Genomic DNA, 25,290 nt, shown 5'->3' with positions numbered 1-25,290 from the left:
ATAGAGGCTGCAAAAGTAGGGAATCCGTCGGTCGGAAAAAAATCCACCAACCAATGAGGTACAGAACAGGCGCTAATTTGAAAATTGGGCCGTTCATCGCCCGGTATTCGGAGTTTTCAGGTTTAATTTGTTTTCTTTTCTAGGCAAATGCACGAAAACAATTCTCAGGAAACACTCCGACTGGTCAATGTAACCCGCTATGTGATGCCCCTCAGAGAGGGTGGTTCCCTTCCGGCGCTTGCGGATGCAGACGATGGATTTAGCTATGTGCTCAAGTTCAAAGGAGCCGGGCAGCGCGAGAAAGCGCTGGTGGCTGAGTTGATCGGAGGCGAGCTGGCCAGAAGGCTGGGCTTCAAAGTCCCCGAGCTTGTCTTCGCCAATTTGGATGAAGCGTTTGGCAGATCCGAGGGAGACGAAGAAATCCAGGACCTGCTCAAAAGTAGTCAGGGATTGAATCTGGCCCTGCATTTTCTTTCTCGGGCATTGACCTTTGACCCCGGCGCATCCCAAGTGGATGAGTATCTGGCCTCACGCATTGTTTGGTTTGATGCCTGGATTACCAATGTGGACCGAACCTTTCGCAACACCAATCTGCTGATCTGGAACAAAGAGCTTTGGCTGATCGACCACGGCGCATCGTTCCTTTTTCACCACTCTTGGGAAAATTGGGAAAAGCAGGCCCTCAGTCCTTTTGGAGTCGTGAAAGATCACGTGCTATTGCCTTGGGCTACAGAATTGGAGCGGGTGGATGCCGAAATGAAAGCCCAGATCTCGCGGGAGCTCATCTGCCGAGTGCTGGAGATGGTTCCCGAGGAATGGATATTGGCCTCTAGGGATACCGAGACCGCTGCCGAAGCGCGGGAAGTATATGCGGCCTTTCTGATGAAAAGGATGAATAATTCTTCTGTTTTTGTAAACGAAGCCAAGGATGCAAGGAAAGCACTTATTTGAATACGCCTTGGTTAGGTTGGTGCCCCGCGTGGAGCGCGAGGAATTCGTGAACGTCGGCGTGGTGATTTGCTGCAAGCGGCAAAATTTCATCTCCTGCAAAATCCATCTGCCAGCCGAAAAGTTGCTTGCGCTGGATCCGGACGCGGACTTGGATCTTTTCGGGTGTTATCTGGATTCTTTTGAAAAGATTTGTGCGGGTGGACAGACCGGAAATCCCATTTCACTCCAGGATGCGGCATCCAGATTTCGCTGGTTGACTGCAGTGCGCAGTTCCATGCTTCAGACTTCCCGTCCACACACGGGTTTTTCGGAGAATTTGGAAGGCACCTTGCGGGATCTTTTCGAGGAATACGTGACTTAAGTCGATTGTTGTTTAGTCGGCTGCCTTTTTTTCCTTTTCCAAGGGGAGTGAAAAACTGAAAATAGACCCTTTTCCGACGGTTGAACTCACGGAGATCTTGCTCTTGTGGCCCTCCAAAATATGCTTGACAATGGCCAGTCCCAGCCCTGTTCCTCCTTTTTCTTTGGAACGGCTTTTTTCTACGCGGTAAAAACGTTCAAATATCCGCTTTAGATCTTCAGGCGGAATTCCCTGACCGGTGTCTTTAATATCGACTTGAATGCTGTTTTTGTGAGTCTTGATGGAGACTTTGACCTCACCGCCGTTGTGATTGTAGTTGACACCATTGAAGATCAAGTTTTGGCAAACTCGATAGATCTTTGGGCGGTCCGCATGCGTGATGTAGTTCTTTTCGGGATCAAAATCCAGCTTGATCACCACGTCTCTTTTGGAGGCTTTATGCTCCAGCTGATCGACCACTTCCTGCACGAGATCTTTGAGATCGAAGTCCGTAAAATTGAATTTGATGACCCCGCTTTCCATTTGGTTGAGCGTCAGTAGATCCTGTACTAGCACGTCCAGGGAATCCAGGCTTTTTGCGGCACGCTTCAGGAATTTCATCCTCACCTGCTTGTCTTCGATCGCACCGTCCAGCAGTGTGTGGATGTAGCCCTGCGTGGCGAAAATCGGGGTTTTCAGTTCGTGTGAAATGTCGGCAATGAATTCCCTTCTAAACTCCGCCGTCTTTTGGAGCGTGTCTATTTCCTTTTGCCGGGCCATGGCATAGGAGTTGATCACGGAATTGATCTTGCGGAGGGGTGATAGCGAGGCTCGGAGCGATTTGTCGGGAAGCTCCGAGAGGTCTTTTTTCTGGATTTTCTCCAGTAGAGAATAGATGTTGCCGATTTCACGGAAGACCAAAAACTCGAGCGTGATGTTGATCAGTAGATAGGAGACCGAAAACGTGAGCCCGCTGGCAACGACCAAGACCATAGGCGTCACCTCAGGCATCAAGGAGAGAAAAGCAGCCATGAGAACCGATATGGCTATCGCCAAAATCAAAGAAATTCCCCTGGAAGTGGTCAGCATTTTTATCCCAAATCGAACTTGTACCCTACGCCTTTCACGGTAGAGATATAGTCTTCGCCTATCTTTTCGCGGACCTTACGAATATGCACGTCGACCGTTCGGGCCAAAACAAACACATCCGATCCCCAGATATTGTGCAGGAGCTCATCTCTACCAAAAACCATATTAGGGTTTTTGGCAAGGAAATACAACAATTCAAATTCCTTCTTGGGAAGCGTAATGGTTTTGCCTGATTTGTCGATGGTATAGCTGCCGCGGTCTATGGTCAGGTCCTTGATCTTGATCTGGCTCTGCTCCTGTTCTTTCTTGGACTCTCGTCTAAACAGAGCCGAAATCCTACTCATCAGCGCCCGCGGTTTGATCGGCTTGGTGATGTAGTCGTCCGCGCCCACGTCAAAGGCCGCCACCTCCGAGTATTCTTCCATCCTTGCAGTAAGGAAGATGATGAAGGTGTTTTTCAGCTCGGGAATCTGGCGGATCTGCAGGCAGGTCTCCACGCCGTCCTGGTTGGGCATCATGATGTCCAGCAAAATCACATCAGGTTGGAACTTGGTGGCGGTCTTGACTGCCTTGATGCCGTCCTCCGCTGTCGCCACCTCATAACCCTCTTTTTGAAGGTTGTACTTTAAGATCTCCACAATGTCCGGTTCGTCGTCCACGACCAGGACCTTGATCTTTTGCTTTTCGCTCATCGAGGAATTGCTTTAAGGTTCGGTTAAAATTACAGAATATTTGAGGATAGCCGCCAAACAATCATTGGCAGGCGACTCAACTTTGTCAAAAAATTCGTGAAATCAAGCCATGACATGAATCCTGTGTTAGCGAAATATTAATTCAGTGTGAATTATTTGTTTCTGAGACCTTTGGCGGAAGCGATGTCGATGTTGAGCGAGCCGATGAAGAGGTTGGCTTTGATCTTGACTGGTATTTTGTTCTGATCCTTAGTGACCCAGACTTTGACCGGATAGTCCCCCCTGAATAGCTTATTGGTGGGAATTTGCGGTGAAAAAATATAGGTGTCCATCACCCCGAGATTGGTCTCGATCTCCTCCGTTCCTTCGAATATTAATTTTAGGTTATATATTTCCTTGTCAAAGAATCCCGTGATCAAAATCGCCTGGCCTTTCTTCAGGTTGGTCAGATCCATGGATCTCAGGTAATAGAAGCCGCTGACCAAATCTTGTACATTTCCCGGCAGCTTAAATTCCTTCGACTCCTTCAGGGTGCGGTTGTCCCGATCATAGAGCTCCATCCGGGCTTTTTTGTTTTCCTGGTCGAAGTACACTTTTTCGTTTTTGCGGTATTTCCCCTCCTCTATGTGTCGGTAGGACAGGGAGGGGAGGAGAGTGCCGGTGTCCAGATGGGTGCCCCAGTTGTCGTTGACCTTACCAAAGATCGTCGCCGCTCCCTTAGTCTTTCCGAAGGCATCGATTTTGAAATGGGGTCTGGATTGCTCTTGCACGACCCGTTTGCCTACTTGGAGTTTGGCCTCCGCCAGATTCAGCCAGCCATAGGAAACCTCAAACTGCAACTCTTCGCCAAAGGTGAAGGCAGAGTTTTTGGAGCCGTTTTGACCCAATGTCAGCGTGGAAGTGGTCAGAAGAAGGAATAAAATCCCTAGAGCAGTTTTCATTTGATGCTTGACAATACCTGACAATTTTTGGATGAACTGAGAGGTATTGGATAAAAAAAGATCATTTGATTGATTAAAAATACGAATTTGGCCCTCGGAAACAATGGGGCTTTTCACCTTGGTTATGCCTTGTTCTTTCGTTAATTTCACCAACATTTGAATCTTTTACAAATTTGAAATCATGAGTAATAACGCAGAAAAACTGAAAGCTTTGCAGCTTACTATCGATAAGCTGGAGAAAACTTACGGGAAAGGTACCGTAATGAAGCTCAGCGATAATAAAGTGCAGGATGTTCCGGCAATTTCCACAGGATCTTTGGGGCTGGATATGGCCTTGGGGGTTGGCGGTATCCCACGCGGTCGGGTCATCGAGATCTACGGTCCGGAGTCTTCTGGTAAGACTACCCTCACTATGCACTGCATCGCCGAAGCCCAACGCTCCGGAGGCTTGGCTGCTTTCATCGATGCAGAACATGCTTTTGACAAAAACTACGCCGAAAAACTCGGAATTGACACCGAGAATCTACTGATCTCCCAGCCAGACAATGGGGAGCAGGCTTTGGAAATCGCCGAGCATCTGATCCGCTCCGGCGCCATCGACATCATCGTGATTGACTCCGTGGCGGCCTTGGTGCCAAAGGGCGAGCTCGAAGGCGAGATGGGCGAAAGCAAAATGGGCTTGCAGGCTCGATTGATGTCCCAAGCACTCAGAAAGCTCACCGGTGCGATCAACAAGACGGGTTGCGCCTGTATCTTCATTAACCAGCTTCGTGAAAAAATCGGCGTGATGTTCGGAAATCCGGAAACGACGACTGGCGGGAACGCCCTGAAGTTTTATGCTTCAGTCCGACTGGATATCCGCCGCGTAGGCCAAATCAAGGAAGGTGCTGACAATATCCTCGGTAACCGCACGCGTGTCAAAGTGGTCAAAAACAAAGTGGCGCCTCCCTTCAAAGTCGTAGAGTTTGACATCATGTACGGGCAGGGCATATCCAAGGTCGGAGAGATCATCGACTTGGGCGTAGAGCTGGAGATCATCAAAAAAGCCGGTTCTTGGTTTTCCTACAATGGCGAAAAGCTGGGGCAGGGCCGCGATGCTGTAAAAAACCTGTTGTTGGACAATCCAGAACTGATGGAAGAGCTGGAAGGCAAGATCAAAGCCGCATCAGGCCTGCTTCCGACAGAGCCTCCGGTTTCTGTGGAGGAATAGTCAAAAACTGAATTTATCAAAAAAGGAGGCGAAAGCCTCCCTTTTTATAGCCGAATAATGAGCCCTATGCCGTCCGAATGGCTTCCACAGGATCCATTCTCGCTGCAAGGGTAGCGGGTACAATACCGGCTACTACTCCGATGATCGAGGATACACCCAGTCCCAAAATGATGTTTTTGAAAGACAGGACTAGTTCCAAGGTTCCGAGCTGCATAAAGCTCAATAAATAAACTAAGAAGATGCCAGTCCCTCCTCCGATCAAACTCAGGCAAACTGCTTCAAACAAGAATTGGAACAGGATGAAATAGTTTTTGGCACCGAGTGATTTTTGGATCCCGATAATGTTGGTCCTTTCACGTACTGACACAAACATGATGTTGGCAATACCGAAGCCGCCGACCAGGATGGAAAACCCGCCAATCACCCATCCTGCTACGGAGATCACGTCAAAGATCGATCCGATTGCGTTCTGGATAAACTCGGTTTTATTGAGGGCAAAGTCATTTTCTTCGGTGGGCTTTAAGCCTCGTTTTGCCCTCATCAGGCCAGTCAGTTCATTTTCCAAAGCAACCAAGCCAATGTCCGTTTCCAAGCCTTTGGCCGCGATAGTGGGTTCTAGGCCGTTTCTTCCGGTATAGTACATCTTGTTGAACGCTCCGTAGGGTATCAGGCAGGCTTCGTCTTTGGAGGGCAGTTCCAGAAAACCTTCGCCTTCCTCTTCAAAGATGCCGATGATGGTGAATTTCATTCCCTTGATCTTCACTTCTTTGCCTAGGGGCGGTTGGTTTGGATAGAGGGAGTTGGCGATTTTTTTGCCCACGATGGCCAAGTTTCTGGAAGCGTTGATTTCCGCCTCCGAAAAATAGCGGCCTTCTTCCAAGGCTACCTCATAAACGTCCTGATAGGTGTAGGCTACCCCAGTGAGCGCCATTCCTTCAAATGCATTGCTGCCCGCCTGCACGGTAGCAGTGGCTGACGCGGAGATCGTCACCCCTTCCGCATTTTTTAGGCGTTGCTGGATAAACCGATATTCCGCCAATGTGCCCGGAGGTCTCCTGAAATATTTCCACCAAGGGTAATCCTGAGGGCCGCTGGCAAATGGAAATCTGTCTACCCGCATGACGTTCGTTCCCAAGAAAGCAAAGGAGGATTTTATCTTTCCCTCCAGTGAATCCACGAGCGTAAACACTGCGATGATCGCGAAAATACCCACGGTGACACCCAAAAGGGAGAGGATAGTGCGCGTTAAGTTGGATTTGAGTGCGGTGACGGCGAAGCGGAAACTTTCCCAGGTCAATTGGAAAAACAGCATGCTTATAACAGTTGGGTAAAACAATTTGTTAAGTTAGCTGAATTTGGGCATTATTGTTATTAACTTTGCATTTTTTAAAGTAAATACCAGAGTAAGAATATCGAGTAAGACTCCTAAAGCTCCAATATGAAATTATCAGACTTCAAATTTGACGTCCCCAAGAAACTAATTTCCCTTTATCCTACAGAAAACCGAGATGATTCCCGCCTGATGGTCGTCCATAGGAAAACCGGCCAAATCGAGCACAGAATATTTAAAGACATTCTGGAATACTTCGAAGACGGCGACGTGTTTGTGACCAACGATACGAAGGTATTCCCGGCCAGACTGTACGGAAACAAGGAAAAAACTGGGGCGAAAATCGAGGTGTTTCTGTTGAGGGAGCTCAATCCTGAGCTGAGACTATGGGATGTGCTGGTAGATCCCGCACGGAAAATCCGCGTAGGCAACAAGCTCTATTTCGGCGATAGCGACCTTGTGGCCGAGGTGATCGACAATACGACCTCCCGAGGGCGAACCATCCGGTTTTTGTTTGATGGCAACCAGGAGGAATTTGAAAAGACCATAGACACCTTGGGCGAAACCCCATTGTTGAAGGAAATCATCGAAAGGAAGATCGAGCCGGAAGACAGGGAAAGATATCAGACTGTTTTTGCCAAAAATGTCGGAGCTGTCGCTGCCCCTACCGCAGGTTTGCACTTTACTCCCCAATTGTTGAAAAGGCTGGAGTTGAAAGGAGTGGAAGTTAGTCCTATTACCCTTCACGTGGGTTTGGGTACTTTCCGCCAAGTGGACGTGGAAGATCTGACCAAACACAAAATGGATTCGGAGAACTACAATATCCCCGAAAAAACGGTCAAGCTGGTCAATGAAGCCTTGGATAGCAAAAAGCGCGTCGTAGCTGTGGGAACGACCTCCCTCAAAACCATAGAATCCTCGGTGACCGCCGGCGGCAGATTGAAGGCCAGCAGTGGATGGACCGATAAGTTTATCATCCCTCCCTACGAGTTCAAGATAGCCAACGCCTTGATCACCAACTTCCACCTGCCAGAGTCCACGCTACTGATGACTGCGTCTGCATTTGGCGGCTATGACTTGATTATGAAGGCCTACAAAGAGGCAATCAAAGAAAAGTACCGCTTCTTCTCCTACGGGGACGCGATGTTGATCCTTTAATCCCAAAAGCTCCGAAAGGGGCTTTTTTTTATACCTTCGGGTCAATTTTCCCCCTTTCTTGGATGAGGAAAGATTAAGACAAAAAATCATCGATGAGAAAAGCAGCAATTCTCGTGGCGGGAGGAAAAGGAACCCGTATGGGAGGATCGGTATCCAAGCAATATTTGCCCATCGGCGGGCAGCCAGTATTGATGCATACCTTAAGAGCCTTTGCCGAGGCTGAACCTGGGATCGCGATGATCCTGGTTCTTCCGGAGCGGGATTTTTCACTTTGGAAGACTTTGTGTGCAGAGTACGATTTTTCCCTTTCCCATGAGCTGGTTGCAGGCGGGGATTCCCGATTTCAGTCAGTGAGAAATGGACTGGAGAAGCTCCCTTTTACGGACGGATTGGTTGCGATCCACGACGGAGTGAGGCCCTTTGTGGAAAAAGAAGTGATCCAAAAGAGTTTTGAAGAAGCAGAAAAGACAGGCAGCGCCATACCAATAGTTCCGTTGAAGGACTCTATCCGCAAGGTGGATGAGACGGGTAAAAGCATCTTCCAGGATCGGGGACATTTTAGGTTGGTGCAGACTCCCCAGACTTTTCAGGTTGCTAAGATCAAAGAGGCGTTTCGAGTACAGGAACTTCCCCAGTTTACGGACGATGCTACTGTCTATGAGTATCAGGGCTGGGAGGTAAGCCTGATCTTGGGTAACCCGGAAAACATCAAAATCACCACTCCCGAGGACTTGGAGTATGCCGAATTCCTGCTTTCCCGCAAGGATTCGAATCGGTAAAAAAAACGGCTGCAATTTCACCGACATTTTGTGCGCCTTTACCGACTTTTTCCTCATGCCTGCCTATTGTGTGTTCTTCCCGCGATGCGTCAAATGTACTTTTGACCATCACATTAACACACCAAGCCATGAAAAATTTCAAGAAATCAAACAACGATGGGAGTATAGCCTTCGGATTTATCATTTTGGGCATAGGCATCATCCTCCTCCTAAGAAAAGTCGGTGTCTTCATCCCGAGTTGGGTGCTTACTTGGCCTATGATCCTGATCGTAATTGGTCTATTCTCCGTCATCAAACACGAATTCAAAAGTTTCTTTGGTTTCTTGATGCTGTTTTTGGGTACCTACTTCCTCGCGAGAAATTCCTTTGATTTCGATTTTGGCATCGGGCAATACGTCTGGCCTTTAGGCTTGATTACCTTGGGCTTGTACCTGATTTTGCAAAAAAAGCGTGAAAACCAGGTCTTGGACGAGATCAGGACTAATTGGGACGCGAAATTCAAGACCCAAAAAATGCACACGGGGTCGGCCTTCTCTTCCACCGTGGAAGATGCAAAGATCGTTGATGAGTCAGGCGCTTCAGACTCGACAGCTTCGGGTGACAAGAGCGGTTTTACACGTACTACCGGGACTTCTTTCGCTGACTCCCTCAATATCGATGCGGTCTTCAGTGGAGTGAACCGGCGGATGATGACCAAGAATTTCCAAGGAGGCAAAATCACCGCGGCCTTTGGCGGGGCTGATTTGGACTTGACCCAAGCCGACTTCAGCGGTGTCGTGACCATCCAGGTGGACATCATTTTTGGAGGGGTGAAGCTGATCGTGCCTCCGCACTGGGATATCCGTACCGAGGTGTCCAACATTGCCGCCGGACTGGAAGACAAGCGATTCTTTCGTGATGGCGGGGTGGACAGCAGCAAGGTAGTAGTACTCAAGGGTACCATACTCTTTGGAGGCTTGGAAATCAAATCCTATTGACGATATTAAAACCAACTAGAATAACTTCCGCTTTGCTTTCCAACGCTTTTTTAAACCCAAAACTGGGAAAATGGATCATCCCCGGAGCCGGATTCATCTGGTTCTTGGGATGTTTTCTTTTGCAGGTCCAGTACGGCTTGGATGTTGAAACCGCCGCGGTCGATAGTCTGGTCTTTGGCTTCATGCTGATGCTGGGTCTTTCGGTCATTAGAAGCATGTTCAGCTACTTTCTCCCCAAAAAGGAAAATCTTGGGCAGACTTTGGGAGTCCCGCTGATGCTTAGCATTCTTGGTGTTGTCGGACACCGATATCTGCTCGTGTGGTGGTTTTCCAGCGAGGCAGACTATTTGTTTTTTCTTGAAAAGACCCTTTATCTGAGACTCACGGTCCTGGCCGGGGCGGAGATTCTGTGGGCGATGCTTGCTTTGCTGGCGTCCAAACTCGAGGACCAAGACCAGCTCAACAGGAGGGAGTCCCAAATGCTTCAGCTGTCCAAAGACGCCGAACTCGCACAGCTACGGCAGCAGTTGCAGCCACATTTTCTCTTCAACAGCCTTAATTCCATCAGCGCATTGGTAAGATCCCAACCGGACAAGGCGAGGGAAATGGTGCTTCAACTTTCGGAATTTCTGAGGGGTACTATCCGCAAAGATTCCCAAAGCTGGATTTCGCTCAAAGAAGAGTTGAACTATCTCCGTATGTATCTGGATATCGAAAGGGTGAGGTTTGGACATAGATTGGTCGTGGATTTTGCCGTGGATCCGGATCTCGAGTCCGCCAGAATCCCGCAACTGCTCATACAGCCCCTGGTCGAAAATGCCATTAAGCATGGTCTGTACGGAGTGACAGGCTCGGTGAAAATCGATATCCAGTGTAAAAAGGAGGGCAACTACCTCTTGTTGGAAGTGAGCAATCCCTTTGATCCTGAATTTGCCGCCCCGGAAGGAACAGGTTTTGGGTTGAGCTCGGTCGAAAGACGCTTGTACCTTTTGTTTGGAAGAAAAGACCTTTTGGCCACGGAAGGTGCAGGAGCCCTATTTCGTGTCACGTTGAAAATCCCCCAGTACCAATGATCAAAACCTTAATAATTGACGACGAACCCCTGGCAGCCGGGATAGTCAGCGAGTACCTGATGGAATTTCCACAGTTTGAAGTGTTGGAGGTGTGCCAAGACGGCTTTCAGGGGCTGAAGGCCATACAGCAGCATCAGCCTGACCTAGTTTTCTTGGATGTTCAGATGCCGAAGATTACGGGATTTGAAATGCTGGAGCTTTTGGATGAGCCGCCGGCAGTTATTTTCACAACCGCTTTTGATCAGTATGCGCTCAAGGCCTTTGATGCAAAGGCGCTGGATTATCTTTTAAAGCCCTTTTCACAGGCCAGATTTAGACAGGCCATAGATCGATTTTTGGAACGTAGGGAAAGAATTCAGGAAGAAAAAGTGGAGCAGGAACTAAGCCAGCTTGCCGAGAAGAGCAATAGGCTAGTAGTCCGAGTGAAAAATGACATCAAGATCATCCCCGTGCAAGAAGTGGTTTTCTTCGAAGCGGAGGACGACTATGTAGCCATCCACACTTCTGGAGGCAAGTACTTGAAAAAAATGACCATGAAGACACTGGAGGAAAGCCTGGATCCCGGGAAGTTTGTACGGGTACATCGATCCTTCATCATCCATCTCAATGGGATTACGGGGATAGAGCCCTACGAGCGGGATTCCTACCTGGTCAAATTGAAAGGGGGGGGGCAGATTCCGGTGAGCAAGACGGGCTATGCTCGTCTCCGCCAAGTGCTGGGGCTGTAGTCCAGTCCAAAAAATCGCATTCCTAAGTAAAAAGCCCCGCCTTGATTGCTATCGGGGCGGGGCTTTCGTCTTTTAGTATTCGTCCTCGTTGAAGAAGAAATCATCCTTGGTCGGATAATCAGGCCAGATCTCCTCGATGGTCTCATAGGGCTCTCCGTCGTCTTCGAGCTCTTGGAGATTTTCCACTACTTCCAGTGGAGCGCCGGAGCGGATGGCGTAGTCAATCAGCTCATCCTTGGTCGCTGGCCAGGGTGCATCCTCTAGGTAGGATGCGAGTTCAAGTGTCCAGTACATAGTGTTTATTTTAAAAGGTGTTCCGGAATTTTAAAGGTGCAAGATTAGTGATTTTTTGAATAAGTAGTTTGTACTCAAATGCGAGGAGAAAGTTGCTTCAAAATATAGTTTTTTACGTCTACTTTCCGCTTAAGCCCTGATAACTTTTTTCGCATCATCATCTCGAAATCCGGTGTCTGCACGCGGAAGTTGTCCGAGTTGTTTTGCATGGTTTCCAGTTCGGTCTGGTCTCTGTGGAGTAAGTCCTTGAGAATGCCCGACTTAATCTGGTTTTGCTCCTGCAGGGACATGGATTCAAAGCCGGGATGCTTCCCGTGGGCAAGTTTTTCCAGAAATGCTTTTTCGAAAATAATGTCCATGAAAAACTGGTAGGACCTGGCGGGTAGGTTTGCTTCCTTGGGCTTGTGGGCGGGGAGTTTCTTCCATTCTTCCTGAATAGCCTTTGCCCGGGTGGTGATCGCGTAGCCTGTAGGCTGATGGGCCATCTTTTTCAGCTCGTCCACCATGGTCTCGATTTTACGCATTACCTCGCGGGGATGCATGCTCGGCCCGGGGTTGAGCGTGCGCTTATAGCGGGAGAAAATCCGGTTGTTCAGCTTGGAAAACTCATCCCAGAGCGGCTGGCGTTTTTCGGCCGGCACTTTTCCGGCTTCCTTCCATTCTTTTTGGATTTTTTTGGAAATGTCAAATGCCATCTTGGCGTCAGGCAGGTCGTGGGCTTCTCTCGCCTGCGCGACCAGCGCCTCATACACTTTTATGTTTTCCTCAGCCTGCAGGGCTAGGCCTTCGTAAAAATGCCTTCTGTTTTCGAAGAAAGTCTGCAGCGAGTCATTGAACTCCTGCTCGATCTCTTCGTGGATTTCTTTTTCTACCGGGCCGGTTTTGATCCAGCGCATTTTCAGTTCTTTGAAAAACTCAGCGGTATTTTTCCAGTCGGTATCGTTTTTCATGGCCTCCGCTTCCAAGATCAAGGCTTTCTTTACCTCGAGGTTTTTGGATCGGTTGGCCTGAATGATTTCATTCAAAAAGGATTCCTGCTCATTGAGGGTTTCGATCAGCGGGATAAAATCTCCCAGCGCATCAGTTTCGTACAGGGAGTCACGCAGGTGGATCAGCTTCATCAGAAAGGAACCCTTGTTCTGGTTTTCCTCGATGTCTGATTTCAGTTTGGCTACTTTATCTTTGATTTGCTCAAATCGGGCTTCAAAATAGCTGATAGTGGAGGCTTCGTCTTCTTTTACTTCTCCGATTTCCCGGTCTTCTCGTCCAAGGAATCCCTTCAAATAGACTTTGTTGTCCTTGATATATCCATAAGGATGCTCCATTTCAATGCAATAGGTTATAGGTGGTCGTTTCCAATTTTTCGCAAAATAATCATTTAGCCCCCACTTATCCTAAGAAAGGTATATTTTTGCCATCTTGCTCCAAAGAGTTAGTAAACGATTAAAATATAAGCATGAGTGCAGAAAAAATCATCTTTTCCATGGCTGGGGTTTCCAAGGTTTACCCCCCTCAAAAGAAAGTCCTAAAGGATATTTACCTCTCGTTTTTCTATGGTGCCAAAATTGGGGTGCTGGGCCTAAACGGCTCGGGTAAGTCCTCTTTGCTGAAAATCATCGCCGGTTTGGATAAGGAATTCCTCGGTGAGGTAGTCTGGTCGCCTGGCTATACGGTCGGAATGCTCGAACAGGAGCCAAAGCTGGACCCGACCAAGACCGTCAAAGAAGTGGTGGAGGAAGCAGTAGCGGAGACTGTCGCCTTGCTGAAGGAGTTTGACGAAATCAACGAGAAGTTCATGGATCCCGAGATCATGGAGGATCCAAACGCCATGGACAAACTGATTCTCAGACAAGGGGAAGTTCAGGAAAAGCTTGATGCCGTAAATGCTTGGGAGCTGGACGTGATGCTGGACAAGGCTATGGATGCACTCAGGCTTCCTCCTGCCGATGCCAACGTTGCCCACCTCTCCGGCGGTGAAAAGCGCCGTGTGGCCCTTTGCCGCTTGTTGCTTCAAGAGCCAGATGTTCTCCTCCTCGATGAACCTACCAACCACCTCGATGCGGAATCTGTACACTGGCTGGAGCAACATTTGCAAAACTATAAAGGCACGGTCATCGCCGTGACCCACGACCGATACTTCCTGGACAACGTCGCTGGATGGATTCTCGAACTGGACAGAGGTGAGGGCATTCCCTGGAAGGGCAACTATTCCTCTTGGCTCGAGCAAAAGCAAAACCGCCTGAAGCAGGAGGAGAAAACAGAATCCAAGCGCCAGAAGACTCTCGAGCGGGAATTGGAATGGATTCGCATGTCTCCCAAAGCACGTCAGTCCAAAGGCAAGGCTCGTCTGAACGCCTATGACAAGTTGGTCGGTGAGGAAGCGCGAGAGAAGGAAGCCAAGCTGGAACTCTTCATCCCGCCGGGACCACGATTGGGTGCCAAGGTGATTGAGGTCAACGATGTGTCCAAGGCTTATGGGGACAAGTTGCTTTTTGAGCACCTCAGCTTTTCCCTCCCACAAGGGGGCATAGTCGGGGTCATCGGGCCTAACGGCGCAGGAAAGAGTACGCTGTTCAAGTTGATCACAGGTCAGGAGCAGCCTGATTCTGGCAATTTTGAAGTCGGTGAGACCGTGCAGCTTTCCTATGTGGATCAGGAACACGGAGGTTTGGATCCCAACAAGACCGTCTACCAGATCATCTCTGGCGGCAACGAATTGATGAAGTTGGGCAATAAAGAAGTCAACTCAAGAGCATACGTTTCCAAATTCAATTTTGCTGGGGCAGATCAGGAGAAAAAAGTTGGGGTGCTATCCGGTGGAGAGCGCAACCGAGTTCACTTGGCCATGATGCTCAAGGAAGGCGGAAACCTGCTACTTCTTGATGAACCTACCAACGACTTGGACGTGAATACTCTCCGGGCTCTCGAAGAAGCTCTGGAAAATTTCGGCGGCTGTGCCGTGGTAATTTCCCACGACAGATGGTTCTTGGACAGAATCTGTACGCATATTTTGGCATTCGAAGGCGACTCCCAAGTGGTGTGGTTTGAGGGCAACTTCACCGACTACGAAGAAAGCAAGAAGAAGCGCTTGGGCGACGTGACGCCAAAGCGAATCAGATACAAGAATTTGAAGTGAGAAATCTGAAATCAGAAGGCTGAAATCAGAATGTTGAAAACCTCCGGAGTCAGGCAGATTTCGGAGGTTTTGGTTTTAAGAGGGCAAGCTAGTTTAGAAACAAGGCGAGTTGTAATTCGCATCAGGCAAATTCCGGCTATCTTGAATCGATAAAAAATTAGACCATTTGGCCTAATTATAGAATAATAGGCGATATTAGCTTTCTCAAAGGTGTTAGCAGTTGCGACGGGATTTATTTCTGCTTTGAATCTTGTTTTTGATCGATTGTCAAGACATTCAGCTGTTCGCGCCTTTGGCTCCCATTAACTCTACCCGAAAATCCAATGAGACAAATTTTAGCTCTTGCCTTGGCAGTCTTGGCGACACTCGCCAGCTCAATCGAAAACCCATCAGAGGCTCAGCATGCTAAGCCCAACATCGTGATCATCTACGCGGACGACATGGGATACGGGGATTTGGCAATCCAAAATCCCAACTCGAAGATCCCTACTCCCCACCTCGATCAGATGGCGCGGGAGGGGATGAGATTTAGCGATGCTCACAGCTCTTCGGGGATTTGCTCGCCAAGCCGATACGCGTTGCTGACCGGAACCTACCATTGGAGGAGACAACATGATATCGTGGATTCTTTTGGCAAGCCGTTTTTTGCTGATGGGGATGTCTCAGTAGCAGACGTGCTGCGCAGCAACGGTTATGCAACTGCTGCGATCGGCAAGTGGCACTTGGGCTGGAATTGGGAACTGAAAGGCGAGCCCAGTGCGGAGATCACTTCCGGATCGAAGACGATAAAGGTCATCGGACCGGATGACATCGATTGGAGCAAAGCCATCAAGGGAGGGCCCGCAGACCGGGGATTTGACTACTACTTTGGCGACGGGACGATTAACTTTCCTCCCTATGCCTGGGTAAAAAACGACAAGGTAGTCGAGGCTCCCACCGAGTTGATGACCTATGACAATATCGGCTTTGAGACTAAGGAAGGGCATTGGGAATTTCGGCCCGGACCAAGAGTAAAAGGCTGGAATCCTTACGAGGTGCTTCCAACGCTGACCGATAAGGCCGTTTCCTACATCAACGAGCAAACAGCCGATCAGCCCTTCTTTCTATATTTTGCCCTACCGTCGCCCCATGCGCCGATCATTCCCAATGATGAGTTTGATGGGAAGTCTAAGGCTGGGGCCTATGGGGACTTCATGGTTCAGACGGATTGGGTTGCCGGACAGGTACTTCAGGCCTTGGAAAAAAAGGGATTGGAAGAGAATACCATCGTGATATTCACGGCCGATAACGGGCCGGAGGCCTATGCTTGGCCACGGGCCATGGAATACGGGCATTTCAGCATGGGTGAGTTCCGCGGCCTGAAAAGAGATGTGTGGGAAGGTGGGCATCATGTGCCGTTTATCGTGAAGTGGCCGGGCCAGATTCCAGCAGGGAAGGTGTCCGACGAATTGATCTCCCAGATAGATATCATGGCCACTTTGGCATCACTCACGGGTTCGGCGATCCCTGCCCAAGCAGCCCCGGATAGCTATGATTTCAGCAGAGTATGGAAAGGCCAACATCAAAAAACTCCGGTCCGGGAAGCGCTGGTGCACAATACCTACAAGACCATTTGGGGAATCAGAAAAGGGGATTTCCTTTACATCAATGATTCTACTGGAGGCCATCGGAAGATTCCAGCCGACTTTGCCGAGCTAAAAGGATACACTGATTTCGACACCCCAGCATTGCTGTTTAATATGAAAAATGACTCTGGCCAGATGCAAAATCTCTATTCTTCAGACCCTGAAAAAGCAAAAGAATTGGCTGAGCTCCTCGAGCGCTATAGAGCAAGTCAGTCAACTGCCAAATAATAATTCTGAAAGCTGAACGCTGAGGTCAGAAAGCTAAAAACCTCTGAAGTCGGGCAGACTTCGGAGGTTTTTTATTTGATAATATCCATTCTAGTGTGATTCCCAAATGGGTAAAATTTTGAAATTCGCCCGGGTTTGTGTCCCCACAAACCAGTTCCGGTCGCTACAGCGCAGTTATCTCAAAGGTGAACCTTCCATCCTTGGTACGGTTTCACCATTGCTGGATAATGATGCAAACTTGATTGTCCCTCAACGCAAACTCTTTTGCTCCCCAAGGACGGAGTGTGACCTTGCTGAGATTTGGATGCAAAAAACCAGGATGCGATGAACTTACCTTTTGATATACTTCATCAATCACATTTGTTTGAAGTCTGAATTCGGGATTGTGTTCTTTTGCCATTTTCCCATGTTGAAAAAGGTACATCTGCAAGCCGTCCTTTTCGATCACGCAAAACGGATCATCCGACTTCAATTCTTCGTGCCCAATTTTAAATTCGAGGCATTCGACGAATATTTTCAATCCGTCCTTGATATCCTGATAGTAGACATTGGGGACTAATCGAGTAAAGTTCATGACAGAAATGATTTGGATTGACTTTTATTAACTGCTCGATTTGGATCAATAGCCCGCCGCCGCGATAAAACCCAGCGACCTATTTTGTTGAATCTTTATTGAGCTTACCTATAGGTCTTGTTGGTAGCGATGAGAGTAATTTACCAATTTCGTCAATCTATCATCCTTCTGTAAGGATGAATTTTGCCGTTGATTTTCGTCTGGGTTTGTGACTTCACAAACCCATTCCACCAGCTTGTGGAGACGCTACTTTCCTGTTGGGGTGAGAATTTCAAAAGGAAAAAGTGTTTCGCCAGCATCGTTGTTACTTGTTTGGCAGCCCCCATTTTTCGACCAGCTCGGCATTTAAGCCTCCTTCTTTGCCATTCGGTTTTCCGATGCCAGTTTCGATTAGGTTTTTCAAACTGCCTTGTATGTAACTTGTCCAGGCATCGTTGCATACTTCATAGCATTCATCTGCTGGTGTTAATCCTTCGTGGGTGAATTTTATTTTTCTTTGCCCCGCTTCTTGTGAAATGTCAAAAATCAGCTTGGTGTTTACCCATTCTGTTTTGTCCTCGATGAAATTAAATTCATTGTCCGTGACCAGATATACCAACTTTTTGTCAGGGATGGATTCTATCAGTTTCACTTTGCACAAGTGGACATCTTTGTAATGATAAAAGAAAGTTTCTCCCAATTTGTCGGTATCGCCTTCGATTTCATTTGACCACCAAGCTCTGAAGTTTTGTATGGCTCTAAAGGCTGTAGAAGCATCTTTGTCAACGATGATGGTGGAGGTGTAGTCCTTGCTTTCCATATTGTTCGTGGTTGAATTGGGCTTTGCAGATTTGATATACTTGTTAAAATGGGAGGGAAGTTTTCATTGGCCTTGAAATTTCTCTTTCAATTGAGTTAGGTATTGAGACCAGGCACTGCTGCATTGGTCGTAACACTCAATTTGTGGTTCCAAGCCTTCGTGGGTAAATTTCACACGGGTTTCGCCGCCACTGTCGGAGATCTCAAAAACGAGTTTTGTCCGTTCCCATTCTTTCGGATTCTCCAAAAATGAGAGCTTGCTTTCTATTACTTCCCAGACAATTCTTTGATAGGGGATTGACTCAATCAGTCTATGTTTTGTGATGTGCATGCCGCCTCCTGCATGAAAAGTAAACTCATGGTTCAATTGTTGGCTGCTGCCCTCAAAGGACTCTTCGTAAAACCCTGACCACCATTGCTTCACATCCTGCAGGAATTCGAAAACTTCTTTTGGAGATTTAGCCGTTGTAAAACTGTAGGAATAGCTATCCATCTTGTTTTTCTTTTGATCTGTACAAAAATACGCGATAAGTAAGGCTTTGATGGCGTGACATTTAGACATTGTAAGGGGTTGATTTGGACAGCCCTCTTGTCTAAATTTGTCAAAAACGGTCTGATGAAACACTTAAGCATTTTGGTTCCCGACCAGCAGACGACCATGAGTACCATTGCATGCATTGTTGGTGGCTTTCAGGTGTTCAGCGAGGCGAATAACTATTTTGGAAAAAAGGGCAAGACTCCAATTTTCAAGATCGCTTTGGTGGGCGCTACCAAGGACTATTTTTTAGAAAACGGCTTTCTTACCATCAAGCAAGACCACTCCATCAGCGAGATTGCCGAGACCAACTTGGTAGTCATTCCCGCATCATTGGTTCGCAGCTACCAAACTGCCACTGAGAAGAACAGGATGTTGATTGATTGGATTGCAAAACAATACAAGCAAGGCGCGGAAATTGCGAGCATGTGCGCTGGTGGTTTTATGTTGGCTTCGACAGGCTTGCTTGCTGGAAGGACCTGTTCTACCCATTGGGCCTTGGCTGGCGATTTTAGAAGTGTATTTCCCGAGGTAAACTTGCAGACCGATAAGCTGATCACCGACGAAGACGGGATTTATACCAACGGAGGGGCATATTCATTTTTACACCTGCTGATGTATTTGGTGGAGAAATTTTACGACCGAGAAACTGCCATTCATTGTGCCAAGTACTTTCAGATCGATTTGGACAGGAATCTGCAAGCCGAGTTTTCCATTATCAACGGGCATAAAAAGCATAACGACGAAACAGTTTTAAATGCCCAGGCTTTTATCGAAGAGAATTACGAAGACAGAATTTCCATTGAGGAGCTATCGTCGAAATTTGGCATTGGCAGAAGAACCTTTGACAGGAGGTTTATCAAAGCGACTGGTATCACGCCTCTTGATTACGTACAACGAGTGAAAATAGAAGTTGCCAAGAAGTCATTTGAAAACTCCCGAAAGTCTATCAATGAGGTCATGTATGACGTTGGCTACAACGATACCAAAGCATTTCGAGAAGTTTTTGGTCGGATTACAGGGATGTCACCGATTGACTATAAGTTCAAGTATAACAAGGGGGCTTGATTGGGTTTTCCGTTTTTTGGAAAAAATGCTTTTTAGGAATTAGTTCGATCTTCACTGACTGTAGGCTTAGTCTCATTTGAAACAAACCAGCCGATCTCCTGAGAACACCTCCACTCGCTTGGTAGACGCTTCTCTCCTCACATGACCGTCACCAACGGCTTTCAATACTCCAACATCACCTTTGCCTTAAAACCGATTGCCTCATTGGAATCAGTTTCAATTGCCTGATTGTCATTTGTTTCAATTTTAAGGCCGGCTTCTCTACCAGATTCCAACTCGCTACTGCGAAAATCAAAACCACTGGCATGACCAGAGCAAAGAAGGTGAGCGGAGTCAGATACTCTCCCCAATAGAGCATGATCAGTTGTTGCAAGGGCCAGCCATAGAGATATATTCCGTAGGAGAAGTCTCCATGCTTTGCAAACTTGGGGAAGAGCACTTTCGGATGATAGGCACAATAGAATAGCAAGTAGGTGCCCGCTATTGGCCATAGCAGGTCAATCTGTTGAAGTTTAAAAGCCAAGACAAAAAGTGGTAAGGATAGTGTCAGAAGAGCATTGTTTCTCGGAATATGGTGCCTATAGGCATAAGCGAAACTCCCCGCGAGAAAGTAAGTGAAAAAGCGGGGATAGAAATGCGGATTGGCGAGGAGATGGCCACTTAGACTAGGATCATGCGGAAAAACAAGTCCTAAATTCTGCAAGGCTAGCCACGCATAGCTGGCGACAAACACAATAGCCAAGCCAAGCCTGTACTTTAGGAATCCCAGCCATACCAATAGCGGGACAGCCAAATAGCAGATAAATTCGTACTGGATGGTCCACATCGAGTTGTTTAGACCTGTCTGCGGCAAGTGGTTGAAGTAGTAGGCCTCAATTGGCGATTGCAAACTGAGCATGTTCGCCAATTCCAGTTTTAGTGGCACATACTTGATAAACTCCCCATAGGATTTGATCCAGCTATGGCCGATATGCCCAATAGGTCCAAATACAAAGATGCAGAGCAGAAAAGCGACTATGAATCCGGGGTAGATTCTGAGAACACGCTTCTTTAAAAAATCAGGGAAATTGGCTGATCCCTCAAAGCTGCGTAAGATCAAAAAGCCGCTGATGACAAAGAAGAAATTCACAGCGGCGCTGCCGATGCTTATTTTTCCGCCGCTCCATTTCATGAAAGGTTCGTTTTCTGCGAAAAGCTGCCAGCCGTAGAAGATCGCATAGCAATGGCAAAAAATCACCGCGGAGGCTAAAAGAAAACGGAGTAAATCAAAATTGTTTTGGCTAAGCGTCTCCGGAATCAGTAGCTGCTTTTTCATGGGTAAAATTTTGTAGGGCGTTGGAAAAACTAATGTAAACTTTTGTTATTGACAAACAATACTGTGGCTTTAATGCCTCTATGGCCTGGGCCTACGAATTTTATTTTTCGTGGACTTTTTCTAAAACTGAAAAGACCTGAGCCGTGTAATGGGACATCAAAGGATGTCGAGGGCTAGGCAGTAGTCAGCCCCTTTTTCACTTTTTCTCAAACAAAATGTTCATTGCAGATCCGGTTTGTAAAAACCGTTCTATATATGTATCGTGTACGATATAAACGCTATCGATATGAATGCAGAAACGAGCTGGGTGCAGACGACCTTTAGAATTATTCTTGGGGCCTTTATGACTTTCGCAGGGATTGGCCACCTCACATTCCAGCGGGAAGAATTTCTCGCCCAAGTGCCGAGATGGTTGCCTTCTGATCCTGCCTTTATGGATTTCGTGGTACTTTCCTCCGGGGTGGTGGAGATTTTATTGGGACTGACCATGATCTTTTTGTACAGACACAAAGTCAAGGTCGGCATTGTCCTCGCCGTGTTTTTTGTCCTGATTTTCCCGGGAAATATTTCACAATACACCAATGGGATTGACGCATTTGGCTTGGATACCGATCAAAAAAGACTCATTCGCCTGTTTTTTCAGCCAGTATTGATCCTGTGGGCACTTTGGTCTACAGGCGCACTGGGATACTTGCTCAACAAAAGGAAATAAGATTGAAACTTCCGATTTTGAAGTCTAAAGGCTGAACCACTACAAGCAAAAAAGTCTCGAAGGTTGACTCTGGCGGCAGGTGCATTTTCAAACGCCGAAAGTTAAGAAGCTCGAAAAATGGAACCTTATATCCAAAAGATCCTAGATTATGCCTGATCAACTGGCCAAACTACACCTGGAAAACCAACTCTGTTTTCCACTCTATGCGGCCTCACGGCTGACAACCAAGATCTACATGCCCTTTCTCAAGAAGTTGGATCTCACCTATCCCCAATATCTGGTGCTGCTGGTTTTATGGCAACTTCCGGAGCAGACGGTCAATGAAATCGGCAACAAGCTCATGCTTGAATCCAACACGCTTACTCCACTTCTGAAGCGACTCGAGCAAAAAAAACTCATCCAGCGCACTAGGTCCCAAAGGGATGAACGTTCAGTTCTAGTCAGCCTTACCCCGGAGGGAACGAGCCTGAGGGAGAATGCAGTCGCCATCCCCGACCAAATCATTGCTTCCTTTCAAGACCAAAGCATCAGCCAGGAGGAAGGGATTGCCTTTCGTGAAACCCTCAAAAAGCTCTTGACGGTCTTGGAAGAAAAAACCCGGGAATGAACTCTCCGGGATCGTAAGATTAAAAGTGTTCAGAGGACTTTAGTTTTGAAAGATGGTGCCTCATAATCTTGATATTCTTGTCACCGGGATCTGGCGAGGCTTTTTATAATATGAGCTCTCAAACTGGGGTTTTTGAATTTGGGAAAGCAGTCGTTACTTTCCATGCAAGCCCACTTCCGCATGTTGACGGATGCTATCATATTTTGGATAGTAGCTTTTATATCCCAATATCCTCGCCAAAGGTGTCACGATAAAACCGATGATTTTTTGAACCACTACAGGTGGGCCGTCGGCGATATAAGAATCGAAGCCGGAGGTGGTGAACATGGCCATTTGTAATAACATGCCGGGAGAATATGCCAACTCTGGATCCTCTTCCAGGATTCCATATACCTGGGGAAGGTGGTAGGCAAATCTCTCAGGAAAAGCAATGGTTCCCTTCGTTCGGATGGTTTCACTTGTTGGATTGTAAGGTTTGTGTGGGGTTCCCTTGGGTACGGTAAGTTTCTCCCCCGGACCGATTTCCCGGTTCTCGCCATCCACCCAAATGGAAAGCTTTCCGTTGACGACTTCGAACACTTCGTCAAACGTACTGTGAATATGCGGAGGCGGCCCAGCTGCCAGGGGTTCTATTTCGGTGAAGCAGTAAACGTAACCGTTTTCCTGCTTTTCAACATATTGTTTTATCCCTTCCGCCTTGCTGTAAAAGCTGTCGTCGGGCTTGAAATAACCGGCAAAAGCGGGTTTGTCTTCCGGAAAAATTACGAGATGAAACAGATAGCCAATAGCTAGGTATCCTGCTAGTATGATGATGGAATAGATGGCCATTTTCTTGATTTTGTTTTTCATTTTTTAATTGTTTGATAAAAATTCTCCTTAACGAGCGCACGTTCTACAAAACAAAACTGCTAGACAAAATTCAGGAAGCTTCCGGTTTAGAAATTGTACCTGTCGGACATGTTTGGTGAGGCCGTCCTACTTTGTCATACTTTTATCCACACGGATTTTGCCCCAATGCTGAAATGACAAGGATTTGTGTGGGCGAGGTTATTTGAAATGACCCTGGGATTGCAGAACGCCAGTAGAAGGTAGGTGCTAAAGCAGAACTATGAAAAGATATGAAATGGAGCTTGGCTTTTGAGGGAAATGTACTCTCTGGCGGTGATGCCGGAGAACATCCTGAATTTCTTGCAGAAGTGCGCCTGGTCAAAAAAGCCGGATTCGTAAGCGACTTCACTTAAGGTATGTCTGCCACTGTGGATAAGATTGACAGATTGGAGGTATTTTTTGTAGGTGATAAGTTCTTCACCCGAGATACCAAAAAGACTATGCGCTTTGCGGTTCACCTGCCGTGGAGAGTAATTGATGGCGGAAGCAAATGCTTCCACTGACTCAAAGCCCTCAACGCCGTTGGAGAAAAAAAGACTGCACATTTTTTTGGTACGGATGCAATCCGTTTTTTTCACCAATGGAAATTCGGCTTCAATTACCTGGATGCGTTTTTCGAAAGATCCGGCCTCCATCAGCTGATGCCAAAGGGACAAAAATGAGGCTTTGATGAGGGTGAGGTCCACCAGGTTGTTTTTAAATTCCGCTCCCTCAAATCCAAAGATGTTTCTCAGCATGGAAGGTTTCAGCTGAACTCCAAACAAGTGATGTTGACCGGCATAGCGTGTTCTGATTACTTGAGTGGCTATACCCTGTATGAAGCATGGGGGCGCTTGGATGTTTTTGTCACCGGGGAGTGTGCCGGCTATTCCATCGCCAAGATTGAAGATAAGCTCTATAACGCCCTTAGGAAGAATGGTCTCTCTTAAGTTAGATTGCCCCTGTACCTCCCAAACCATACAAATAGAGTCGCTGAGATGCGACGAAGTGAGAGGTATGTGCGAATTGAATGTCATGCCTGATCTCTACGGGAGAAGAACGGAAATGGTTCAAAATCAAAAGTATGTAATTTCCTAGAGATGTCCGATGAGTACAATTTCTCCAGGTGCCGACCCCCTTTTTTTGCGTGGAGCATTCAAAACTGAAATTATCATGCACTTAAAGAACATCGTTTACTCATTTGCTTGCCAAGCTTTTTCAGCCGTGATCGGGGCTGCTATTTATGAACATCTTTGCGTGGTGCCCCGGTGGGCCGCTGCGCCACCTTATTCCCTGAGCATGTTTCAGGGAGAATATGCGCTCAACCCGGAGGCGTTTTGGATCCCCATCCACCCGGTCACGCTGCTCCTTCTCATCATTACGCTCGTGCTTTCGTGGAAGACTCCCCGGCGAAAAAATCTATTAGTCGCTGTCAGCGGATATATCGTGATTCTGATCATAACGGGTATTTACTTCGTTCCCCAGCTTTTGGAGATAACGGGGACGCCCTATTCTGCCGAAGTCGATGTGGAATTAACTGGAAGGGCAAAAATGTGGGAGGCGTTGAGCATCGTACGGTTGTTTGTCTTGGTGGTGCTTTCTATAGCCCTGTTTTTGGGGCTTACCAAACCGAGTGCAGTAGACTAGGCTGAGTGGGGAAAGTTTGGCCGTGATCCCTTCCAAACGTATTTGGAAACCTTGTAAAGCTTCTATGCTGATTCAAATAGTTTGGCTTAAACTGAGACTGCTAAGCTGGATTGGTTTTTCAGTTGTACGTCTTTCTCAAAAAATCTCTGATCTTCATTTCGAAATTGTGGTAAAATGGAAAAATCGTGCTCATAAAACCTATCAGACCAGATACAAAAATGTTTGGGCAACATGCGTCAATCATGATTTCGGTATCGCGAACAGTAATTTGTACTCCGACAGTGGCCGACTTCCGTACGATGATGCTTCTTTGGGGCTTCGAATCAAACTCGTAAACGCCGTAATCCGAGAATTTGCTTTTTAATACAGCAAGGACTTCATTGTACTTGAGTAACTCAGATGCTTGGACAATCATGGCTTTTCCGTTTCTTGAAAGCTTAAGTTACTCATCAAAAAGAAGGCGCACAAGTCGTTGTCTATTATATGGGTGTTAGGCACAATACTTCGGAGAAATGAGATACTTAATTATAATTTTACTTTTGTTTTCATGCAATAACAAGCAGGACAATGTTAAGTCTTTCGAGGACTACTTGGGAAAAGATAAAGCCGAATCTCT

Annotated in this window: 27 protein-coding genes; 14 read left to right on the top strand and 13 right to left on the bottom strand. The window is 47.2% G+C overall.

Annotation, left to right across the window (positions count from 1 at the left end; translation table 11 throughout):
- The first annotated feature begins 147 nt into the window (after nucleotides 1-147).
- Both J0A67_RS22100 and J0A67_RS22095 read left to right on the top strand, forming a co-directional pair.
- Complete coding sequence (locus J0A67_RS22100) at nucleotides 148-951, top strand: HipA family kinase (RefSeq protein ID WP_206571577.1); 804 nt, start codon at nucleotides 148-150, stop codon at nucleotides 949-951.
- Entirely contained in the window at nucleotides 929-1,312 is a 384-nt protein-coding gene (locus J0A67_RS22095) for a DUF3037 domain-containing protein (RefSeq protein WP_206571576.1), read from the top strand. Before J0A67_RS22100 ends, J0A67_RS22095 begins: the two co-directional genes overlap by 23 nt.
- A 12-nt stretch (nucleotides 1,313-1,324) precedes the next feature.
- On the opposite strand, the gene J0A67_RS22090 is transcribed toward J0A67_RS22095, so the two are convergent.
- The 3 genes from J0A67_RS22090 to J0A67_RS22080 all read right to left on the bottom strand — a co-directional run bounded on the left by J0A67_RS22090 (nucleotide 1,325) and on the right by J0A67_RS22080 (nucleotide 4,013).
- On the bottom strand, nucleotides 1,325-2,380 hold the full coding sequence (locus J0A67_RS22090; protein WP_206571575.1) for a sensor histidine kinase: 1,056 nt from the start codon (nucleotides 2,378-2,380) through the stop codon (nucleotides 1,325-1,327).
- A 2-nt stretch (nucleotides 2,381-2,382) separates the two neighbouring features.
- Nucleotides 2,383-3,072 carry a response regulator transcription factor gene (locus J0A67_RS22085; RefSeq protein WP_206571574.1) on the bottom strand — a complete coding sequence of 230 codons (690 nt, stop codon included), beginning with the start codon at nucleotides 3,070-3,072 and terminating at the stop codon, nucleotides 2,383-2,385.
- Between the two features lie 152 nt (nucleotides 3,073-3,224).
- Nucleotides 3,225-4,013: a DUF3108 domain-containing protein gene (locus J0A67_RS22080; protein ID WP_241265300.1), complete on the bottom strand. Its 789-nt coding sequence runs from the start codon at nucleotides 4,011-4,013 to the stop codon at nucleotides 3,225-3,227.
- A 181-nt stretch (nucleotides 4,014-4,194) separates the two neighbouring features.
- Between J0A67_RS22080 and recA the strand changes: the two genes are divergently transcribed.
- Complete coding sequence (recA, locus tag J0A67_RS22075; protein ID WP_206571573.1) at nucleotides 4,195-5,223, top strand: recombinase RecA; 1,029 nt, start codon at nucleotides 4,195-4,197, stop codon at nucleotides 5,221-5,223.
- A 64-nt stretch (nucleotides 5,224-5,287) separates the two neighbouring features.
- Here the strand turns inward: recA and J0A67_RS22070 are convergent, their stop codons facing one another.
- Entirely contained in the window at nucleotides 5,288-6,535 is a 1,248-nt protein-coding gene (locus J0A67_RS22070; RefSeq protein ID WP_206571572.1) for an ABC transporter permease, read from the bottom strand.
- 126 nt (nucleotides 6,536-6,661) lie between these two features.
- On the opposite strand from J0A67_RS22070, the gene queA reads away from it, so the two are divergent.
- From queA to J0A67_RS22045, 5 genes are all read left to right on the top strand, one after another.
- Nucleotides 6,662-7,711: a tRNA preQ1(34) S-adenosylmethionine ribosyltransferase-isomerase QueA gene (gene queA, locus J0A67_RS22065; protein WP_206571571.1), complete on the top strand. Its 1,050-nt coding sequence runs from the start codon at nucleotides 6,662-6,664 to the stop codon at nucleotides 7,709-7,711.
- Nucleotides 7,712-7,803: 92 nt separating this feature from the next.
- On the top strand, nucleotides 7,804-8,490 hold the full coding sequence (locus tag J0A67_RS22060) for a 2-C-methyl-D-erythritol 4-phosphate cytidylyltransferase (RefSeq protein ID WP_206571570.1): 687 nt from the start codon (nucleotides 7,804-7,806) through the stop codon (nucleotides 8,488-8,490).
- 128 nt (nucleotides 8,491-8,618) lie between these two features.
- Nucleotides 8,619-9,467, top strand: coding sequence for a LiaF transmembrane domain-containing protein (locus tag J0A67_RS22055; protein ID WP_206571569.1), 849 nt, complete (start codon nucleotides 8,619-8,621; stop codon nucleotides 9,465-9,467).
- Nucleotides 9,464-10,540, top strand: a complete 1,077-nt coding sequence (locus J0A67_RS22050; RefSeq protein ID WP_241265299.1) for a sensor histidine kinase — start codon at nucleotides 9,464-9,466, stop codon at nucleotides 10,538-10,540. Before J0A67_RS22055 ends, J0A67_RS22050 begins: the two co-directional genes overlap by 4 nt.
- Entirely contained in the window at nucleotides 10,537-11,268 is a 732-nt protein-coding gene (locus J0A67_RS22045; RefSeq protein ID WP_206571568.1) for a LytR/AlgR family response regulator transcription factor, read from the top strand. Before J0A67_RS22050 ends, J0A67_RS22045 begins: the two co-directional genes overlap by 4 nt.
- A gap of 72 nt (nucleotides 11,269-11,340) precedes the next feature.
- Here the strand turns inward: J0A67_RS22045 and J0A67_RS22040 are convergent, their stop codons facing one another.
- Nucleotides 11,341-11,562, bottom strand: a complete 222-nt coding sequence (locus J0A67_RS22040; RefSeq protein ID WP_026952747.1) for a DUF2795 domain-containing protein — start codon at nucleotides 11,560-11,562, stop codon at nucleotides 11,341-11,343.
- A 74-nt stretch (nucleotides 11,563-11,636) separates the two neighbouring features.
- A complete protein-coding gene (locus tag J0A67_RS22035) occupies nucleotides 11,637-12,887 on the bottom strand; it encodes a DUF349 domain-containing protein (protein ID WP_206571567.1) in 1,251 nt (416 codons plus the stop codon).
- Between the two features lie 131 nt (nucleotides 12,888-13,018).
- Here J0A67_RS22035 and ettA point away from each other — a divergent pair, with 131 nt between their 5' ends.
- Together ettA and J0A67_RS22025 are read left to right on the top strand one after the other, a co-directional pair.
- The gene (gene ettA, locus J0A67_RS22030; RefSeq protein WP_206571566.1) at nucleotides 13,019-14,698 is read left to right on the top strand and encodes an energy-dependent translational throttle protein EttA; all 1,680 of its coding nucleotides are present in this window, start codon (nucleotides 13,019-13,021) and stop codon (nucleotides 14,696-14,698) included.
- Nucleotides 14,699-15,021: 323 nt separating this feature from the next.
- Nucleotides 15,022-16,551: a sulfatase family protein gene (locus tag J0A67_RS22025; RefSeq protein ID WP_206571565.1), complete on the top strand. Its 1,530-nt coding sequence runs from the start codon at nucleotides 15,022-15,024 to the stop codon at nucleotides 16,549-16,551.
- A gap of 211 nt (nucleotides 16,552-16,762) precedes the next feature.
- Here the strand turns inward: J0A67_RS22025 and J0A67_RS22020 are convergent, their stop codons facing one another.
- From J0A67_RS22020 to J0A67_RS22010, 3 genes are all read right to left on the bottom strand, one after another.
- Nucleotides 16,763-17,125 carry a VOC family protein gene (locus J0A67_RS22020; RefSeq protein ID WP_206571564.1) on the bottom strand — a complete coding sequence of 121 codons (363 nt, stop codon included), beginning with the start codon at nucleotides 17,123-17,125 and terminating at the stop codon, nucleotides 16,763-16,765.
- 304 nt (nucleotides 17,126-17,429) lie between these two features.
- Nucleotides 17,430-17,924: an SRPBCC domain-containing protein gene (locus tag J0A67_RS22015; protein ID WP_206571563.1), complete on the bottom strand. Its 495-nt coding sequence runs from the start codon at nucleotides 17,922-17,924 to the stop codon at nucleotides 17,430-17,432.
- 63 nt (nucleotides 17,925-17,987) lie between these two features.
- Nucleotides 17,988-18,485, bottom strand: a complete 498-nt coding sequence (locus tag J0A67_RS22010; RefSeq protein WP_206571562.1) for an SRPBCC family protein — start codon at nucleotides 18,483-18,485, stop codon at nucleotides 17,988-17,990.
- Nucleotides 18,486-18,539: 54 nt separating this feature from the next.
- On the opposite strand from J0A67_RS22010, the gene J0A67_RS22005 reads away from it, so the two are divergent.
- On the top strand, nucleotides 18,540-19,526 hold the full coding sequence (locus J0A67_RS22005) for a GlxA family transcriptional regulator (protein ID WP_206571561.1): 987 nt from the start codon (nucleotides 18,540-18,542) through the stop codon (nucleotides 19,524-19,526).
- 175 nt (nucleotides 19,527-19,701) lie between these two features.
- On the opposite strand, the gene J0A67_RS22000 is transcribed toward J0A67_RS22005, so the two are convergent.
- On the bottom strand, nucleotides 19,702-20,841 hold the full coding sequence (locus J0A67_RS22000; protein WP_206571560.1) for an acyltransferase family protein: 1,140 nt from the start codon (nucleotides 20,839-20,841) through the stop codon (nucleotides 19,702-19,704).
- A 286-nt stretch (nucleotides 20,842-21,127) separates the two neighbouring features.
- On the opposite strand from J0A67_RS22000, the gene J0A67_RS21995 reads away from it, so the two are divergent.
- Together J0A67_RS21995 and J0A67_RS21990 are read left to right on the top strand one after the other, a co-directional pair.
- Nucleotides 21,128-21,553 carry a DoxX family protein gene (locus tag J0A67_RS21995; protein WP_206571559.1) on the top strand — a complete coding sequence of 142 codons (426 nt, stop codon included), beginning with the start codon at nucleotides 21,128-21,130 and terminating at the stop codon, nucleotides 21,551-21,553.
- Between the two features lie 148 nt (nucleotides 21,554-21,701).
- Entirely contained in the window at nucleotides 21,702-22,160 is a 459-nt protein-coding gene (locus J0A67_RS21990; protein WP_206571558.1) for a MarR family winged helix-turn-helix transcriptional regulator, read from the top strand.
- A 153-nt stretch (nucleotides 22,161-22,313) separates the two neighbouring features.
- On the opposite strand, the gene J0A67_RS21985 is transcribed toward J0A67_RS21990, so the two are convergent.
- The gene (locus tag J0A67_RS21985; RefSeq protein WP_206571557.1) at nucleotides 22,314-23,009 is read right to left on the bottom strand and encodes a cupin domain-containing protein; all 696 of its coding nucleotides are present in this window, start codon (nucleotides 23,007-23,009) and stop codon (nucleotides 22,314-22,316) included.
- A 257-nt stretch (nucleotides 23,010-23,266) separates the two neighbouring features.
- Complete coding sequence (locus tag J0A67_RS21980; RefSeq protein WP_206571556.1) at nucleotides 23,267-24,064, bottom strand: helix-turn-helix domain-containing protein; 798 nt, start codon at nucleotides 24,062-24,064, stop codon at nucleotides 23,267-23,269.
- 136 nt (nucleotides 24,065-24,200) lie between these two features.
- Between J0A67_RS21980 and J0A67_RS21975 the strand changes: the two genes are divergently transcribed.
- A complete protein-coding gene (locus tag J0A67_RS21975; RefSeq protein ID WP_206571555.1) occupies nucleotides 24,201-24,674 on the top strand; it encodes a hypothetical protein in 474 nt (157 codons plus the stop codon).
- Between the two features lie 118 nt (nucleotides 24,675-24,792).
- Here the strand turns inward: J0A67_RS21975 and J0A67_RS21970 are convergent, their stop codons facing one another.
- Nucleotides 24,793-25,089 (bottom strand): hypothetical protein, encoded by a 297-nt coding sequence (locus tag J0A67_RS21970; RefSeq protein ID WP_206571554.1) that lies wholly within the window; start codon nucleotides 25,087-25,089, stop codon nucleotides 24,793-24,795.
- Between the last annotated feature and the right edge of the window lie 201 nt (nucleotides 25,090-25,290).

The sequence above is a fragment of the Algoriphagus aestuariicola genome, from assembly GCF_017254835.1.
Classification (GTDB): Bacteria; Bacteroidota; Bacteroidia; order Cytophagales; family Cyclobacteriaceae; genus Algoriphagus; species Algoriphagus aestuariicola.
This window is presented reverse-complemented; position numbering and strand designations above follow the sequence as displayed.

Excerpts from the sequence above, each read along its gene's own strand:
- J0A67_RS22100 (WP_206571577.1), top strand. The coding sequence starts at position 148 with ATGCACGAAAACAATTCTCAGGAAACACTCCGACTGGTCAATGTAACC.
- J0A67_RS22095 (WP_206571576.1), top strand. The coding sequence starts at position 929 with ATGCAAGGAAAGCACTTATTTGAATACGCCTTGGTTAGGTTGGTGCCC.
- J0A67_RS22090 (WP_206571575.1), bottom strand. The coding sequence starts at position 2,380 with ATGCTGACCACTTCCAGGGGAATTTCTTTGATTTTGGCGATAGCCATA.
- J0A67_RS22085 (WP_206571574.1), bottom strand. The coding sequence starts at position 3,072 with ATGAGCGAAAAGCAAAAGATCAAGGTCCTGGTCGTGGACGACGAACCG.
- J0A67_RS22080 (WP_241265300.1), bottom strand. The coding sequence starts at position 4,013 with ATGAAAACTGCTCTAGGGATTTTATTCCTTCTTCTGACCACTTCCACG.
- recA (WP_206571573.1), top strand. The coding sequence starts at position 4,195 with ATGAGTAATAACGCAGAAAAACTGAAAGCTTTGCAGCTTACTATCGAT.
- J0A67_RS22070 (WP_206571572.1), bottom strand. The coding sequence starts at position 6,535 with ATGCTGTTTTTCCAATTGACCTGGGAAAGTTTCCGCTTCGCCGTCACC.
- queA (WP_206571571.1), top strand. The coding sequence starts at position 6,662 with ATGAAATTATCAGACTTCAAATTTGACGTCCCCAAGAAACTAATTTCC.
- J0A67_RS22060 (WP_206571570.1), top strand. The coding sequence starts at position 7,804 with ATGAGAAAAGCAGCAATTCTCGTGGCGGGAGGAAAAGGAACCCGTATG.
- J0A67_RS22055 (WP_206571569.1), top strand. The coding sequence starts at position 8,619 with ATGAAAAATTTCAAGAAATCAAACAACGATGGGAGTATAGCCTTCGGA.
- J0A67_RS22045 (WP_206571568.1), top strand. The coding sequence starts at position 10,537 with ATGATCAAAACCTTAATAATTGACGACGAACCCCTGGCAGCCGGGATA.
- J0A67_RS22040 (WP_026952747.1), bottom strand. The coding sequence starts at position 11,562 with ATGTACTGGACACTTGAACTCGCATCCTACCTAGAGGATGCACCCTGG.
- J0A67_RS22035 (WP_206571567.1), bottom strand. The coding sequence starts at position 12,887 with ATGGAGCATCCTTATGGATATATCAAGGACAACAAAGTCTATTTGAAG.
- ettA (WP_206571566.1), top strand. The coding sequence starts at position 13,019 with ATGAGTGCAGAAAAAATCATCTTTTCCATGGCTGGGGTTTCCAAGGTT.
- J0A67_RS22025 (WP_206571565.1), top strand. The coding sequence starts at position 15,022 with ATGAGACAAATTTTAGCTCTTGCCTTGGCAGTCTTGGCGACACTCGCC.
- J0A67_RS22020 (WP_206571564.1), bottom strand. The coding sequence starts at position 17,125 with ATGAACTTTACTCGATTAGTCCCCAATGTCTACTATCAGGATATCAAG.
- J0A67_RS22015 (WP_206571563.1), bottom strand. The coding sequence starts at position 17,924 with ATGGAAAGCAAGGACTACACCTCCACCATCATCGTTGACAAAGATGCT.
- J0A67_RS22010 (WP_206571562.1), bottom strand. The coding sequence starts at position 18,485 with ATGTCTAAATGTCACGCCATCAAAGCCTTACTTATCGCGTATTTTTGT.
- J0A67_RS22005 (WP_206571561.1), top strand. The coding sequence starts at position 18,540 with ATGAAACACTTAAGCATTTTGGTTCCCGACCAGCAGACGACCATGAGT.
- J0A67_RS22000 (WP_206571560.1), bottom strand. The coding sequence starts at position 20,841 with ATGAAAAAGCAGCTACTGATTCCGGAGACGCTTAGCCAAAACAATTTT.
- J0A67_RS21995 (WP_206571559.1), top strand. The coding sequence starts at position 21,128 with ATGAATGCAGAAACGAGCTGGGTGCAGACGACCTTTAGAATTATTCTT.
- J0A67_RS21990 (WP_206571558.1), top strand. The coding sequence starts at position 21,702 with ATGCCTGATCAACTGGCCAAACTACACCTGGAAAACCAACTCTGTTTT.
- J0A67_RS21985 (WP_206571557.1), bottom strand. The coding sequence starts at position 23,009 with ATGAAAAACAAAATCAAGAAAATGGCCATCTATTCCATCATCATACTA.
- J0A67_RS21980 (WP_206571556.1), bottom strand. The coding sequence starts at position 24,064 with ATGACATTCAATTCGCACATACCTCTCACTTCGTCGCATCTCAGCGAC.
- J0A67_RS21975 (WP_206571555.1), top strand. The coding sequence starts at position 24,201 with ATGCACTTAAAGAACATCGTTTACTCATTTGCTTGCCAAGCTTTTTCA.
- J0A67_RS21970 (WP_206571554.1), bottom strand. The coding sequence starts at position 25,089 with ATGATTGTCCAAGCATCTGAGTTACTCAAGTACAATGAAGTCCTTGCT.